Origin of the sequence: Noviherbaspirillum cavernae (assembly GCF_003590875.1) — a bacterium.
GTDB classification, from domain to species: domain Bacteria; phylum Pseudomonadota; class Gammaproteobacteria; order Burkholderiales; family Burkholderiaceae_D; genus Noviherbaspirillum; species Noviherbaspirillum cavernae.
Window position 1 is genome coordinate 52233 of sequence record NZ_QYUN01000002.1, and the last position, 14787, is coordinate 67019.

At 52.6% G+C, this 14787-nt stretch carries 12 protein-coding genes; all 12 read left to right on the forward strand.

The window, feature by feature from the left end:
* Positions 1–147 precede the first annotated feature (147 nt).
* Positions 148–1473 (forward strand): nucleotide sugar dehydrogenase, encoded by a 1326-nt coding sequence (locus tag D3870_RS00265; RefSeq protein WP_119735693.1) that lies wholly within the window; start codon positions 148–150, stop codon positions 1471–1473.
* Between the two features lie 18 nt (positions 1474–1491).
* Entirely contained in the window at positions 1492–2553 is a 1062-nt protein-coding gene (locus tag D3870_RS00270; RefSeq protein ID WP_119735695.1) for a Gfo/Idh/MocA family protein, read from the forward strand.
* A gap of 1 nt (position 2554) precedes the next feature.
* Complete coding sequence (locus D3870_RS00275) at positions 2555–3115, forward strand: acyltransferase (protein WP_119735697.1); 561 nt, start codon at positions 2555–2557, stop codon at positions 3113–3115.
* 8 nt (positions 3116–3123) lie between these two features.
* Positions 3124–4224 (forward strand): DegT/DnrJ/EryC1/StrS family aminotransferase, encoded by a 1101-nt coding sequence (locus D3870_RS00280; protein ID WP_199710711.1) that lies wholly within the window; start codon positions 3124–3126, stop codon positions 4222–4224.
* Between the two features lie 11 nt (positions 4225–4235).
* Complete coding sequence (locus D3870_RS00285; RefSeq protein WP_119735701.1) at positions 4236–5240, forward strand: glycosyltransferase family 2 protein; 1005 nt, start codon at positions 4236–4238, stop codon at positions 5238–5240.
* Positions 5237–6553 (forward strand): oligosaccharide flippase family protein, encoded by a 1317-nt coding sequence (locus D3870_RS00290; protein WP_119735703.1) that lies wholly within the window; start codon positions 5237–5239, stop codon positions 6551–6553. Before D3870_RS00285 ends, D3870_RS00290 begins: the two co-directional genes overlap by 4 nt.
* Before the next feature lie 40 nt (positions 6554–6593).
* On the forward strand, positions 6594–8633 hold the full coding sequence (locus tag D3870_RS00295; protein WP_119735704.1) for a hypothetical protein: 2040 nt from the start codon (positions 6594–6596) through the stop codon (positions 8631–8633).
* Positions 8630–9394 carry a polysaccharide deacetylase family protein gene (locus D3870_RS00300; RefSeq protein WP_119735706.1) on the forward strand — a complete coding sequence of 255 codons (765 nt, stop codon included), beginning with the start codon at positions 8630–8632 and terminating at the stop codon, positions 9392–9394. Before D3870_RS00295 ends, D3870_RS00300 begins: the two co-directional genes overlap by 4 nt.
* Complete coding sequence (locus tag D3870_RS00305) at positions 9381–10340, forward strand: GNAT family N-acetyltransferase (RefSeq protein WP_119735707.1); 960 nt, start codon at positions 9381–9383, stop codon at positions 10338–10340. Before D3870_RS00300 ends, D3870_RS00305 begins: the two co-directional genes overlap by 14 nt.
* A gap of 17 nt (positions 10341–10357) precedes the next feature.
* Positions 10358–10792 (forward strand): DapH/DapD/GlmU-related protein, encoded by a 435-nt coding sequence (locus D3870_RS22995; protein WP_277986321.1) that lies wholly within the window; start codon positions 10358–10360, stop codon positions 10790–10792.
* Between the two features lie 368 nt (positions 10793–11160).
* Positions 11161–13386 carry a hypothetical protein gene (locus D3870_RS00320; protein WP_147375667.1) on the forward strand — a complete coding sequence of 742 codons (2226 nt, stop codon included), beginning with the start codon at positions 11161–11163 and terminating at the stop codon, positions 13384–13386.
* 80 nt (positions 13387–13466) lie between these two features.
* Positions 13467–14714 carry a lipopolysaccharide biosynthesis protein gene (locus D3870_RS00325; protein ID WP_147375668.1) on the forward strand — a complete coding sequence of 416 codons (1248 nt, stop codon included), beginning with the start codon at positions 13467–13469 and terminating at the stop codon, positions 14712–14714.
* Positions 14715–14787 lie beyond the last annotated feature (73 nt).

Below are 14787 nucleotides of genomic sequence, written 5' to 3' on the forward strand. Positions count from 1 at the left end.
AAAATAACATTGCATTGAAAGCGCAGCAAATCCAACATTCTCGAGGGGGTTTCTTTCAAAACCAAATAAATCCCTCTCAAATTCATGGTGACCAATAGCAAGCAATGTAAAATAAATGCCTTTCTTTCGCGCATTTTCATTACAAAAATGAATGAACTTCAAGCTGGCCATCTCACACGGCTTATATCCAAGCTCAATCAAAAAAACGCGGTCATCGGCATTGTCGGCTTGGGGTATGTCGGCCTGCCGTTGATGCTGCGGTATGTCGATGTCGGATTCCGGGTGCTTGGAATTGACATCGATTCGGATAAGGTCAGCCGCCTGAATGCCGGTCAAAGTTACATCGAGCATATTTCGGCTGACTCTATTGCGGCTGCCAAGTCGAAAGGTTTTGAAGCTACCACCGATTTTGCGCGCGCCGCCGAGGCCGACGCGCTGATTATCTGCGTCCCCACGCCTTTGAATGCCTATCGCGAGCCGGATCTGAGCTTTGTGCTCAACACAACCGATGCGTTGGTGCCGCATATGCGTGCCGGACAAATCATGTCGCTGGAAAGCACCACATATCCAGGCACCACCGATGAGGAACTCAAGCCGCGCCTGGAGTCCCGCGGATTCAGGGTTGGCGAGGATGTGTTTCTCGTGTTCTCGCCGGAGCGCGAGGATCCGGGCAATCCGAACTTCGAAACGCGCACCATTCCGAAAGTGTGCGGCGGCACCACCTCAGCCTGCCAGGAGGCGGGCATTGCGCTCTACAGCCCGGCAATCGACAAGGTCGTTCCGGTAAGTTCGACGCGCGCAGCCGAATTGACCAAGCTGCTCGAGAACATTCACCGCGCCGTCAATATCGGCCTGGTCAATGAGATGAAGATTATTGCCGACAGAATGGATATCGATATTCATGAAGTCATTCGCGCAGCGGCCACCAAACCATTCGGCTTCACGCCGTATTATCCCGGTCCGGGATTGGGCGGCCACTGCATTCCCATTGACCCGTTCTACCTCACATGGAAAGCGCGCGAGTACGGCTTGCATACACGCTTCATCGAACTGGCCGGCGAGATCAATAGCGACATGCCGCATTGGGTCATCAGCAAGGTTGCCGATGCGTTGAACGAGCGTGCGCGTTCCATCAAGGGCAGCAAGGTCCTGGTGCTGGGCATTGCCTATAAAAAGGACGTTGATGACATGCGCGAGTCGCCATCGGTCGAATTGATGGAAATTCTTCGTGACAAGGGTGCCGAGATCGCCTATTCCGATCCGCACGTTCCCGTATTCCCGAAGATGCGCGAGCATCATTTTGATCTCAAGAGCGTACCGCTCACTGCTGAATCGCTTGCGTCGTATGACGTTGTGCTCTTGGCGACAAACCACAAGGCATTCGATTACGAGTTGATTCAGCGGCACGCGAAGTTGATCGTTGATACGCGCGGCGTATATCTCAATCACCTGCCAAACGTCGTCAAAGCTTAAATACGGAAAGATTCATTCATGCGTCAATATCCTCCTCCTGTGACAGACCGCAAAATACGATTCGCCTTGGTTGGCTGCGGACGTATTGCGAAGAACCATTTCGCCGCGATTCGGCAGCACGATAGCCGTTCGGAACTGGTCGGTATATGCGACATCGATCCGAAAGCGTTGGCCGAAGCCGCAGCCAGCACTGGCGCTACTCCATACAATAGTCTGAGCGAAATGCTCGAAAAGTGTGAGGCCGATGCGTTCATCCTGACGACGCCTTCCGGATTGCACCCGGAACAGGCCATACAGATTGCTGAACGAGGTCGTCATGTCATCACGGAAAAGCCGATGGCAACGCGCTGGGAAGACGGCAAGCGCATGGTCGCCGCATGCGACGCGGCTGGCGTGCGCTTGTTCGTGGTGAAACAGAATCGCCGGAATGCAACACTTCAACTGTTGAAGAGAGCCGTAGAGAAGAAGCGTTTCGGCCGCATCTACATGGTCAACCTGAATGTCTTCTGGACGCGTCCGCAGGAGTACTACGACAGCGCCAAGTGGCGCGGTACGTGGGAATACGACGGCGGTGCGTTCATGAATCAGGCCAGCCATTACGTGGATCTGGTTGACTGGCTGATCGGCCCGGTCGAAAGCCTGCAGGCATATACGGCTACGCTCGAGCGCGACATTGAAGTGGAAGATACCGGCGTAATCAGCCTGCGTTGGCGTAATGGCGCACTCGGTTCGATGAACGTGACCATGCTTGCGTATCCGAAGAACCTGGAAGGCAGCATCACGATCCTCGGCGAAAAGGGGACCGTTCGCATCGGCGGCGTGGCGGTGAATGATGTGCAGCATTGGGAATTTGCCGAGCCGGATCCGGACGACGAAAAGATCAAGGATGCCAGCTATCAAACGACTTCCGTTTACGGCTTTGGCCACCCGCTGTATTACGACAACGTCATCAAGGTGCTGCGCGGTGAAGCGGAGCCGGAAACGGATGGGCGCGAGGGCTTGAAGTCTCTCGAAGTGCTTATTGCGACATATTTGTCGGCGCGTGACGGCAAGCGTGTCGCCCTGCCTTTGGATTATTGATATGAGCGCTGTGATTCACTCCACCGCAATTGTCGATGACGGTGCGCAAATCGGAGACGATACCCGCGTATGGCATTGGGCGCATGTATGTGGCGGCGCACGTATTGGCAAAGGCTGCTCGCTCGGGCAGAACGTTTTCGTCGGCAACGACGTGGTCATTGGCGACAACGTCAAGATTCAGAACAACGTCTCGGTGTATGACGCCGTGCGTCTCGAAGACGACGTGTTTTGCGGTCCGAGCATGGTGTTTACCAACGTTTACAACCCGCGTTCGGCCATCACTCGCAAGAACGAGTATCGCCAGACAGTGGTGCGGCGGGGCGCGACTCTCGGCGCAAATTGCACAATCGTCTGCGGTGTCACGATTGGAGAACATGCATTTGTCGGCGCCGGCGCCGTTGTGAACCGTGATGTACCTGCCTACGCCCTGATGATGGGGGTGCCCGCGCGCCGGCAAGGCTGGATGTGCAAGTGTGGTGTTCAGATCAAGGACAAGGGCGACGTGCGTTGCAATTGCGGCGCAAGCTACCGAATCAACGAATCAACCTGTGTGCCTTTATGACAAACAAGATCAATTTCATCGACCTCAAGGCACAGTATGCCGCGTTGAAACAATCCATCGACACGCGCATCCAGCGCGTACTCGACCACGGCCAGTACATCATGGGGCCGGAAGTGCGCGAGTTGGAAGAGAAACTGGAGGCGTACACCGGTGCGAAGCATTGCATCACCGTTGCCTCCGGTACCGAGGCGCTGCTCATTTCACTGATGGCACTGGGTATCAAACCTGGCGATGAGGTCATCACGACGCCGTTCACCTTCGTTGCGACGGCAGAAGTCATTGTGCTTCTTGGCGCAACGCCGGTATTTGTCGATATACAGCCGGATACGTGCAACATCGATCCTGCCTTGATAGAGGCGGCGATTACGCCCCGGACCAAGGCCATCATGCCGGTCTCGCTGTACGGCCAGGTCGCCGACATGGACGAAATCAACGCCATTGCCGCACGCCACGGCAACATTCCTGTTATTGAAGATGCGGCCCAGAGCTTCGGTGCCGCGTACAAAGGGCGGCGCAGCTGCAACGTGTCGACCATTGGTTGCACAAGCTTCTTCCCGAGCAAGCCACTCGGGTGCTATGGCGACGGAGGTGCCATTTTTACGAATGATGATGTGTTGGCGCGGGCAATGCGTGAAATCCGTGTGCATGGCCAGGAGCGGCGTTATTTCCACACTCGTATTGGTGTCGGCGGCCGGATGGATACCTTGCAATGTGCGGTGGTGCTGGCAAAGCTGGAGCGCTTTGACTGGGAAATCGAACGTCGCGTTGAATTGGGAAAAGTTTACGCAGACCTGATCAAGGATGCACAAATACCGGTTGAACTCTTGTCGACAAGGGAGGACAGGAGTTGCGTATGGGCGCAGTACACGGTCTTTACCGAACAGCGGGATGCATTTCAAGAGCATCTGCAATCCTGCGGGATTCCGACGGCGGTTCACTACCCGGTCACGCTCAACCGGCAGCCAGCCTATCAGCAGGTGTGCGTCCCCGGTTCCACGCCATTGAGCGAAGCCGCGGCGAAAAAGGTGATCAGCCTGCCGATGAGTCCGGATCTCTCCGCAGATGACCAGCGGAGAATCGTTTTGGTCATGGCCGAATTCAAGTTTTAAGGGTCTGTTACATGTATCGCGGTAAAAAAATAAGCGTTGTCGTCCCGGCGTACAACGAAGAAACGCAGATCGGACGCGTCATCGAAACGATGCCTGATTTGGTAGACATGATTGTCATCGTCAACGATTGCAGCAAAGACCGGACGTCGGAGGTCATCCGCAATCATCCAGGCTATCTGGCCGGCAGGGTCACGTTGCTGGAGCATGCGGTCAATCAGGGCGTTGGCGGGGCGATTGCAACGGGCTACAAGTGGTCCAGGGACAATGCCTACGACGTTGCTGTTGTCATGGCAGGCGACGGCCAGATGGACCCGGACGATCTTCCGGCGATACTGGATCCCGTTGTCGATGATGAAGCTGACTACACCAAGGGAAACCGTCTGGTGACCGGCGAGGCCTTCAAGAAAATCCCCAAGATTCGCTTCTTCGGGAATTCAGCCCTGTCTCTTTTCACCAAGATTGTGTCCGGCTATTGGCATGTCGCGGATTCGCAAACCGGCTATACCGCCATCAACGCCGAAGCACTACAGGCAATCGACTGGGATGCCATGTACAAGCGTTATGGACAGCCCAACGACTTGCTCGTGAAGCTGAACGTGGCGGGTATGAGGGTGGTCGATGTGCCTATCGAGCCAGTCTACAACGTCGGAGAAAAATCGGGCATCAAGGTGCGCAAGGTGGTTTTCACCATCGGCTCCCTGCTGGTGCGGCTTTTTTTCTGGCGACTCAAAGAAAAGTACATCATCCGGAATTTTCACCCGCTCGTCTTCTTCTACGCCTTCGGATTCTTTGGCGTGGGGCTCAGCGCGCTGCTGTTCATACGCTTGATCGCCTTGTGGATTGCTCAAGGAGCGGTTCCAGAGATCACGTTCCTCAGCTGGCTGTTCTCGTTTTCGCTGGGCTTTAATTCCCTGTTTTTTGCGATGTGGTTCGATTACGAGGAAAACAAGCACCTTAACCCACCATTGCGAAGTCGCGACGTAAAACGCATCCTGAACAAGCCGCATAGTCAATGATCGGGGCGATGATCTCGCGGGCGGTACAAAGTCTGCGGCACCAAAAATTATCGCAAGACATTGCCTACAGTCTGGGAAGTTTCTTTGTCCTGGCGGTGAGTGGAATCGTGATAAATATCGCGATTACCGCATTGCGGGACGCCGCTGCGCTGGGAGTGTTCAACCTCAGCTATGCGGTTTATATCGTTGCATCGCAATTTGCGGTGTTTGGATTGCACTACTCTGTATTGCGTTACTCCGCATATCACGAAGCGTCAGAGCAAGAGCGCGGAACGCTTCTTTGTACCGCGAGTCTGGCCGCGCTCTTGCTTGGAGTGCTTGCTGCGCTGATTGTCCACTCGGCCGAGCCGTTGTTTGCACGCGCGTTTGGCAGCGAAGTGACTGCGCGTGCAGTCAGCAATGCGGCTTGGGGGCTTGCACTCTTTCCGTTGAATAAAGTGCTGCTCGCGTACCTGAATGGCCTTCGACGTATGAAGGCCTATTCCGTCCTGCAAGGAGTGCGCTATTTCGTCGTCATGCTGCTGGTCGCAATCATTGCAGCCTCCGCACGCCCGATAGAAGATGCTGCATTCTGTTTTCTGATTGCTGAAGTCATAACCGCAGTCTTGGCAATCGGCTATCTGATTTCCAGAAGGTTGATTCGACGTCCTCGAGTTACCGTTGAATGGATGCGCAGACATTTCAGTTTCGGTGCAAGAGGCCTGATGGCCGGCATGTTCTCCGAAATCAATTCCCGAATCGATGTTTTGATGATCGGTTTCTTCCTGACGGATCGGGCGGTCGGCATTTACAGTTTTGCCGCCATGCTGGTTGATGGCCTCTATCAGGTACTTGCGATAGTCCGCATCAATTTCAACCCGATGCTCGTCAGTGCCATACGCGACAAGCAATGGGATCAGGCGAGGCATTTACGTGTCCTGGCGCAAAAAATTGTCTTGCCAGTCGCGTTATTCCTGGCTCTGGGCCTTGTTTTGGCGTACTACGCAGTCACCGCCTGGGTGATGCCGGAAAAGGGCATGCTCGAAGGCTTGCCATCATTGGTGATTTTGCTTGCGGGATTGGTATTAGTCTCGCACCTGGTCCCTTTCGACAACTTGATGATGGTGTCGGGCCATCCGGGCTACCAGACTACGCAACAGTTGTGCACCGTCGGTGCGAACATATTGATTGCTGCGATTCTGTTGCCGGTGCTGGGTATCGAGGGGGCTGCGATCGGGACGGCTGTGAGTTACGTGACGGGAATCGCCACGCTCGTATTCTTTGCAAACCGGGTTATCGGTTGGCAGCTGCTGCGAAACGTATTCAGATATTAGAACTTGTGACAATCAGCAAGTTGCTCGAGGAGTAGGACATATGTGCGGAATTTTTGGTGTGCTGGCGGGAAAAGGTGCCGCGATTGGCGGCGACGCGCTTCAGGCAATTCTTGGGCAGCTATATGAGCTGTCCGAAAGCCGTGGCAAGGAGTCGGCGGGAATACATGCGTACCTGCCCCAGCGCAGACATGCATGGACCCTCAAGGGAGATGTTCCCGCGACGGACCTGATAAAGACTTCTCAATATCAGACTGTTATTCGTGCTGTCCTGTCCGAGGCGTTCCCGGCCGGGCAGCAGCATGTTGAGACTCCGGTGGCAATGCTGGCGCATTCACGTCTGGTGACGAATGGTGCGGCTGAAAGATACGAGAACAATCAGCCTGTTCGATCCGGCGGCGTGACTATGATTCACAACGGCATTGTGGTGAACGTGGACGATCTCTGGCGGGGCAATCCGCATTTACTTCAGAGTGCTGAAGTTGATACCGAAGTGATCGCGGCGATCGTCAACGATGCGTTGTCGCAGGGGGGGGATGCAGTTCAGGCAACTTGCATCGCATATCGCAAGTTAAAGGGGGCTGCATCCATCGCGTGGGTGCATGACGCATTTTCGCAGGTGGTGCTTGCTACAAATACTGGTGATCTTTACTTTTTTCACGATGAGTCCCGGAGCCTAATTGTCTTTGCCTCCGAGCGTTACATTCTCGAGCAAGCGATGCAGAGATGCGTCGTTTCAAGTGAGCCATACACAATCGCATGGCTTGGGGCGGGAAATGGAATGGTATTCGACCTGACAGGTGGGAAAGTACAGCGATTTGATCTGGGTGGCACGCATGTGCCACGAACGTCAATTTGCGAGCAATCTGAACTCGCAACTCATCATCAAGACAGTGCCGTCACAGGCAACGCTGCAGTAGTGGTGGCCGTGTCGGATGCAGATGAGTCATTGCTGCGCTATGACGAAGCCGCGATTCGGTCGATTCGCCGTTGCACTTGTTGCGTGTTACCCGAAACATTCCCTTTCATTGAGTTCGACCAAAAAGGCGTATGTAATTATTGCCGTAGCTATAAAACCAAATATAAAGGGGTTGATCCAACCGCAGTCAAGCGGCAGTTCATTGAATCGATCCAAAAATATAAGGCGAAAGGTGGTACACCGGATGTGCTTGTGCCATTCAGTGGTGGGCGGGATAGTTGCTACGGGCTGCATTTGATACAGCGTGAGTTCGGCCTCAATCCGATAACGTTCACATACGACTGGGGCATGGTTACGGATCTGGCCCGTCGAAATATTGCGCGAATTTGCGGTCAGCTTGGAGTGCAGAACATTCTCGTGTCGGCAGACATAAAAACAAAACGCGAAAATATCCGCAAAAATGTTTCGGCATGGTTAAGGCAGCCTGATTTGGGCATGGTGCCACTCTTCATGGCCGGAGACAAACAGTTCTTCAAGATCGTTAATCAGCTCAAACGCCAGACCGGTATTCGTCTGAATCTATGGTCTGGCAACCCGCTTGAAAATACGGATTTTAAATCGGGTTTTTGTGGGGTTAAGCCTGATTTTGGAAAGGACCGCCTTGATTTCCTTTCTCTGGATCGAAAAATTCGCCTTGCTGGCTATTATGGGATCCGATTCCTGGCGAATCCTAGTTACATCAATTCATCGTTGCTGGACACTGCGAACGCATTTTCCTCATATTACCTAGAACCACGAGAGGATCTGTTCTTGCTGTTTAATCATCTGGTCTGGGACGAGAATGAGGTCAATGAAACGCTTATTAATACTTACAATTTCGAATTGGCCGCGGACACTCCAAGTACGTGGCGAATTGGAGATGGCACCGCCCCTTTTTATAATTATATTTATATGACTGCGCGGGGATTCACTGAATTTGATACTTTCCGGAGCAATCAAATTCGGGAGGGCATGATGAAGCGGGATGAGGCGCTCGAATTCGTTCTGAAGGAAAACTATCCACGAGTCGAATCGCTGCGTTGGTACCTCAGCACAATTGGCCTCGACTTCAACGCCACCATCAAGGCGATTAACGCGTTGGATACCTTGGGGCTGCACTCATGAGGGATTTCACCCTTGCGGCGTATATGCGTGTGATACGAGCATTGCAAGATAAGGGGTTGCCGATTTTTGGTATCCAGCGATGGCTCACAGCGAATCCTTCCAACGGAGCCCTCATTCGCCATGACGTTGATAGGAGGCCGCTAAACGCGCTTCGCATGGCAGAAGCGGAGGCCCGGGCCGGGATACAAACGACCTACTACTTTCGCGTAGTAGGCAGCGCATTTGATACCAAAATCATGCGTGAAGTATCCCAATTGGGGCATGAAGTTGGCTATCACTATGAAGATTTGGCGCTTGTGCGGGGGAACATGCAGGCGGCGCTGGCTTCATTCAAGAAGCATCTGGCTATGCTACGGGAAATAGTTCCAATCCAAACTGCCGCAATGCATGGAAGCCCGCTTTCTCGTCATAACAATCTCGAGATTTGGGGAAGTGCTGCTATTGAAGAGTATCAGCTGATCGGTGAAGCATTTTTGTCTGTGAACTACCAGAACGTTTATTACTTTACAGACACTGGCAGAAGTTGGGGGGCAACCTCAACCAATCTACGCGATCGTCCTGTAGGCATACTAACTCCAGAGTTTGCAATACATGATTCCCGTGAATTGTGTGCATTTATCATGGGAAATCCGATCGAGAAGCTGGCAATTTCCGCTCATCCAGAACGTTGGGATAGCTCCCTTGCAGGATGGGCGGGGCAGGCATTGAAGGATGGTGCTGTCAATGCAGTGAAAAGGGTCATCGCCAATGCACGAAGGTAGTATTTACCACACCACGGAGTGGTTTGATTTTGTAGAAAGGGCCTTGGGATGGCGAATCCACTTCGCAGTGGATCTGCACGAAGGCAATCCCCGGTACCTTCCATTTGTTACCAAGCTGCAGCTGGGAAGGAGAAAGCACATTTGTTTGCCATTGTCGCACCATGTTGGTTTCATGGATGCGATCTCTCATGTCCCGAAGCCGGAAATCGTGCCACTGAAGTCGTTGAGCAATATTGAAATTCACGATGCTGTAGAAATTTCGGAAGTCGAGAAATACTGCGATTACCGTAGCTCTGTTCTCGATATGCGGCCGTTTCCTGATGAAACTGCCCTATTTTCAAGACTCAACAAAAATAGCATTCAGCGAAAGATTATCAAGGCGCAAAAGGAGGGAGTGGTAGTTGTCGACGAGAGCAGGAATCCTGGTGCATTCAAGATTTTCAGAGATATGCAGACGGATACCCGCATCCGACAGCATTCGCTAATGTACCCTCCAAAATTCTTCGAGATTCTCTATGAGACTTTCAAAGCCACGGGATGGGTCAAGCTATATCTTTCATACAAAGATGGCATTCCACTGGCGGGCATCATTTTTTTTCATTTTGGGAATGTGGCTACCTATGCCTACGGAGCATCGCACAACATAAGGGAAATTTCATCCTTGGGTGCCAATCAAGTCGCTATGTGGACCGCCATTGTCGAGGCACACAGAGCGGGTCTGCATTATGTTGATTTTGGAGTTTCTCCGAAGGGAAATGAGGATTTGCTTGCTTACAAGGCAAAATGGGGGGCGAATGAAACCGACATGTTTTATTCCCGGAAAGGTCAAGGCCTAAGAATTTCGCGAGAGGGACGACTCAAAAAACACATGTTGACTTTAGTGTGCTCTTTACCGAGACCCCTCTATGTTTGGGTTTCTTCAAAGATAATGAAAATGTTGTTATGAGTATATATAGGAGAGTCTTGGTTGCGGCCATTAGAGCGATGGCTGCTCGCTGCTTTATTCCGAAATTGCGCCATTTTCTCTATCGAAGGTCGGGGTTGCCCATCGGCGATAGGACGTTTGTCAATATGGGTCTTACTGTGGTGGATGATTATAAAAATTTGGTGACAATTGGAAGTCGCGTCGCAGTGGCGCCAAACGTCACTCTTATAGCCTCTTCTGATCCGAACAATTCGTGGCTGGCGAGAATCGAGCGCCTGTCAAAATGTCAGGCCATAAAGTTAGAGGATGATTGCTGGATTGGTGCTGGCGCCATAATCATGCCGGGCGTTGTCGTTGGTGAGAAGGCTATCGTAGCGGCTGGAGCGGTCGTTACAAAAAGTATCGGTCCCGGTGAGATTCATGCCGGCGTTCCGGCAAGGAGAATCGGCGATATCAAGGATTACATCGCATGATTATTGAGTCAGTAGCGCCGTTACTTCAATTTATTGCATTTGTACTTGCATCAACATTTACTGGAGCAGTCCTATCCCGTTGCATTCCTTGGTCAAATTCCTCCCTAAACGCAGGTGTTCATCGTGCAGTCGGATTCGCGCTTGGGCCATTTGTACTGGGATTGGGAGCCGTCGCTGTCCTTCAATTTCTTCCCGGTTTTTCCCATGCCTTTCATCTTTGCGCCTTGGTCGTTTGGACGCTTGGAATTGGCGTATTCGCATATTTTTTTCGTCTTCCCGCGGACCACTCAGCTGCAACGCGAGCCCCGATAACTTTCGGGGAAAGAATCCTAGGCACTTTACTGGCATGTTGGGTCTTGGCATTGTTGGTGAACACTCTATTTTTGCCACTGAATCAGAACGATGCTTTGGAGTACGCGACCGTTGGTCGGTTGCTATTTGAAACGAAAAGTCTTGCCAGTTATCCGGCGATCCATCCAGAGCAAATAGCATCTGGTTTCTATGCCCCTTGGACACATCCACCACTCTACGTGGCGTTGATCTATGTTGCTGAAGCTATCCAAGGGCATGCGAACGAGCCAGGCTTGATGCGCCTTATTGCACCATGGTTCGCGATAGCCTCTACATGGCTTATTTTCGCGTCAGGGAACGTCATTAATCGATTGTGCGGATTTTTGGCGGCATTGATTTTTATTTCTACCCCGCTATTTTTTTTAGGCGCTGACTCTGCTGCAATTGATGCTTTGCCCGTGCTCGGCTTTGCATTGTTGATGGTAGTTATTGTGGGCGTTGATGCCCCGCCGCGAATCAGTGGCGCGATTGCCGGGTTGGCACTCGGCTTGGCTCTATGGACGCACGCACAGGCAGTATTGTTTGTTCCGCTTGGCGTCGCCGCGATTAGCCTTCGTTACGGGTATACAAATTTGCGCTCCATTCTCGTCGCGTCCACGACGATGTTAATTGTCGGATTGATGATCGGCGGCGCACCATATATCCACAATTTCTTGTTGTTCGGCTCCCCTATTAGCGACAACCCGGCCGTTTTCACCATGCCAAAACTGGAGTGGACAGAGTACTTTGCCTTTTCTCGCGGTCTGGACAACTGGATGGCCGTCATTCAATACGGCATTTTCAAGGGGTGGTTCGCGCTCGAAGCCTATGGTTGGTCATTTTGGCTCATGTCGCTTGGATTGATTGCAGTCGCTCGCTGTGTTGATATTCGCATGGTTCGTCAGGCCATCCAAGGAGGGACAGATGGTCTTGAGAAGCCGTTGGCCCAACTGTGCCTTTGTGCTGGCGTGGTTCTTGTTTATCTATTCGGGCTCGTCATTTCGGTCGCTCTTGGCGTGGATCTCATGATCAAGAACGAGCGTTATATGCTCGTCATCTTGCCGCTGGTATCGATCTTGGGTGGCTTTGGCTGCTACCGTTTATTTAGGAAAGCGGCTCTCATAATTGTCAACACCGAGCAGCTAGCTTGGAAACGGGATTTGTTATTTGTTGGGGCCATTCTCATTAGTTGGGCGTGTGTTCTCCAACTTGGCTTGCTGGGTTGGCATTATCGCTGGCGCTATATTCCTGATTCAAATGAAATAGTTCAAACCGGCTCCGTCACCACGATGACGCATGATCGCGAGACCGGCTCGACGAGATTTCAGCAGATTCTTGATAGTTTCTTAAATATTCGCGTGATGCACTGGGTCGCGTTGGAAGTCCCCCGCGAGGCCGTGATCTTGTCCTTGCGGCCTGCCGATATGTATTACTCGCATCGCCGGATGGTGAGCTATCTTGATCCGCGCATGCTTGCCGTTTATCGGGAAGATGATCCCGTCAAAGCTGCATCCCTGCTTCGAGGTTTGGGAATTCAATATATCCACGTGCCAGATTATGGCCTTCCAGTCCTGTATAACACAGTGCTTGATCAAATTGTCGCCGATCCCAAGCTGACAAGACTTGCTTATTCTGCCGGTGGCACACAGCTTTACAAGTTGGAGGACAGTGGGCAGCGCTTTGTGGAGCTGCGAAATTTCACAACAGATGAAAATGTTTGGACACAGTGGCCGCAAACTCAGTGGGGAGGCTACCGAGTGTTTGGCGCTATAGGGGTTGTGCCGGTGGAGGTCGCCAGCCACGAAGTGTCTGTTACGAACTGGCGTATTCCATTTTTTCATCGAGACTTTTCGACCATGATGGCCACCGGGTTCGGAACCCCGTTCGCCCATGCGAAGAATGGCACGCTGCTTCCTGTTGTTGGGGGGGGGGAGTACAGGATTGGGCTTGATTTGCAGGGTAGGGGTTATATCCGAATATGGGTGGCTCAGTTTGGATCCAGAGGAAACCTGCTGCGGGACTTTGACCGGCAAAGCGCGGATAGATTAGGCGAAGTCGTGTTGGGGGCTGATAACCAGCTAAAGAAATTTCGTCGTCGACTGTTGGTGCTGCCGGAAGCCAAATATATAAGGATTGGGGTTGAGCGTCTTGGTCATTCAGAGCTAACGATCAAGAATTCAGAACTAAGCATACTCAAGCCTGCCGGGGCCGATCACTCGAATTACTCGTTATTTGAGAGAGGCGTGTCCGCCAGTGACCGCTAGGGGCGAGCACGCGCTGTATATTCAGCAATTGATACAAAAAGATGAATGCTGTAGCGGCGCGACAAAATATGCTACGTAGAATGCAAACTGTCCTTCGCCGCCCATTTTTTGTCCTTATCGGGGGAGCTGGTCTAGCTCAATTAATAACCTTCTTGAGCGCGCCACTTCTGACGCGATTATATGCTCCAGAAGCATTTGGCTTGCTATCGTTGTTCGGAACCTCGCTCGCCGTACTGGGCTCCATTGCCGGGTGGCGTTATGAACAGGCCGTGATCGGCGAGGCCGTCGACAAGTTTGCGGATGACCTTGTCGTACTGGCAGGCTTGCTTGCGCTGTCATTGGCGCTGCTGTTGCCATTCATCCGGCCGGTGATCCTGCCTTGGCTTCATGCGCCTTCCTACATATCCGAAGCGGTCACATGGCTCGCGCCCGCCTTGGTCGCCTATGTGATGGGCCAGGCCTTGACGAACTGGCTGGTCCGAAAAGGCGGATTTCGCATTACGTCCGCGAGCAAGATCATTCAGGCATCGACTGTTCTGGCGGTATCCCTCTGCGCGACAGGGTCGATTCAAGGATTGACTGTTGCCAGCATGGGCGGTTACGCGGCCGCATGCGTGGTGTTGTTGATCGGGGCGCACCGCATGGGATGGTTGCGCGACACGGTTCGGCCCAAAGACCTGCTTCATGTTATCCGACGTCATGTCAAATTTCCGCTTGCGGGAGCTTTGCCTGCATTGTTCGACAGCCTGTCCATGCTGCTGCCGGTGTACTGGGTCGCCATCTATTTCAGCGCAAACGACACGGGTCAGTTCGGCCTCAGCCGTCAGGTGCTGGCAGCGCCGTTGGGAATGATCTCTGTCGTGGTTTCCCAGTTGCTGATGAAGCGGTTCGCCGATGCAAAATTCGCCAATGCCAGCATGCTTCCCTACCTGAAAAAGACATGTCTGGTAATGTTCGGGCCCATATTGGTACTGGGACTGATTGTTTCCTTTGCAGCATCGGATATATTTGCGTGGCTGTTCGGGAATGGGTGGCGCAACGCCGGCGCAATCTCGCAGTGGATGGTCTGGGCCTATATTGCACCGATGCTGGTATCGCCATTGAGCGGCATTATGCTGGTGTTACGAAGGGTCGGCTCCAATGGCGCATGGCAGATTCTGCACTGCGCCGGGCTGTTATCCATCATGTCGCTGATGACGTTCTCGAGCATTGAGCAATTTATCCGCATGCTTGTGTTTTTTGAAATATTCTCTTACGCCATTTATGCTGCATTGATTGCATATGCTTTACACGATTACGAAAAAGCCAGGCGAGTCAACGTCAACTAGGAGCGCATCTTCTCGCGCGGATGGAGTCTATTGCGCAATCTATGGCGGGGTAATGCTATGGCTTCTGCTTGGC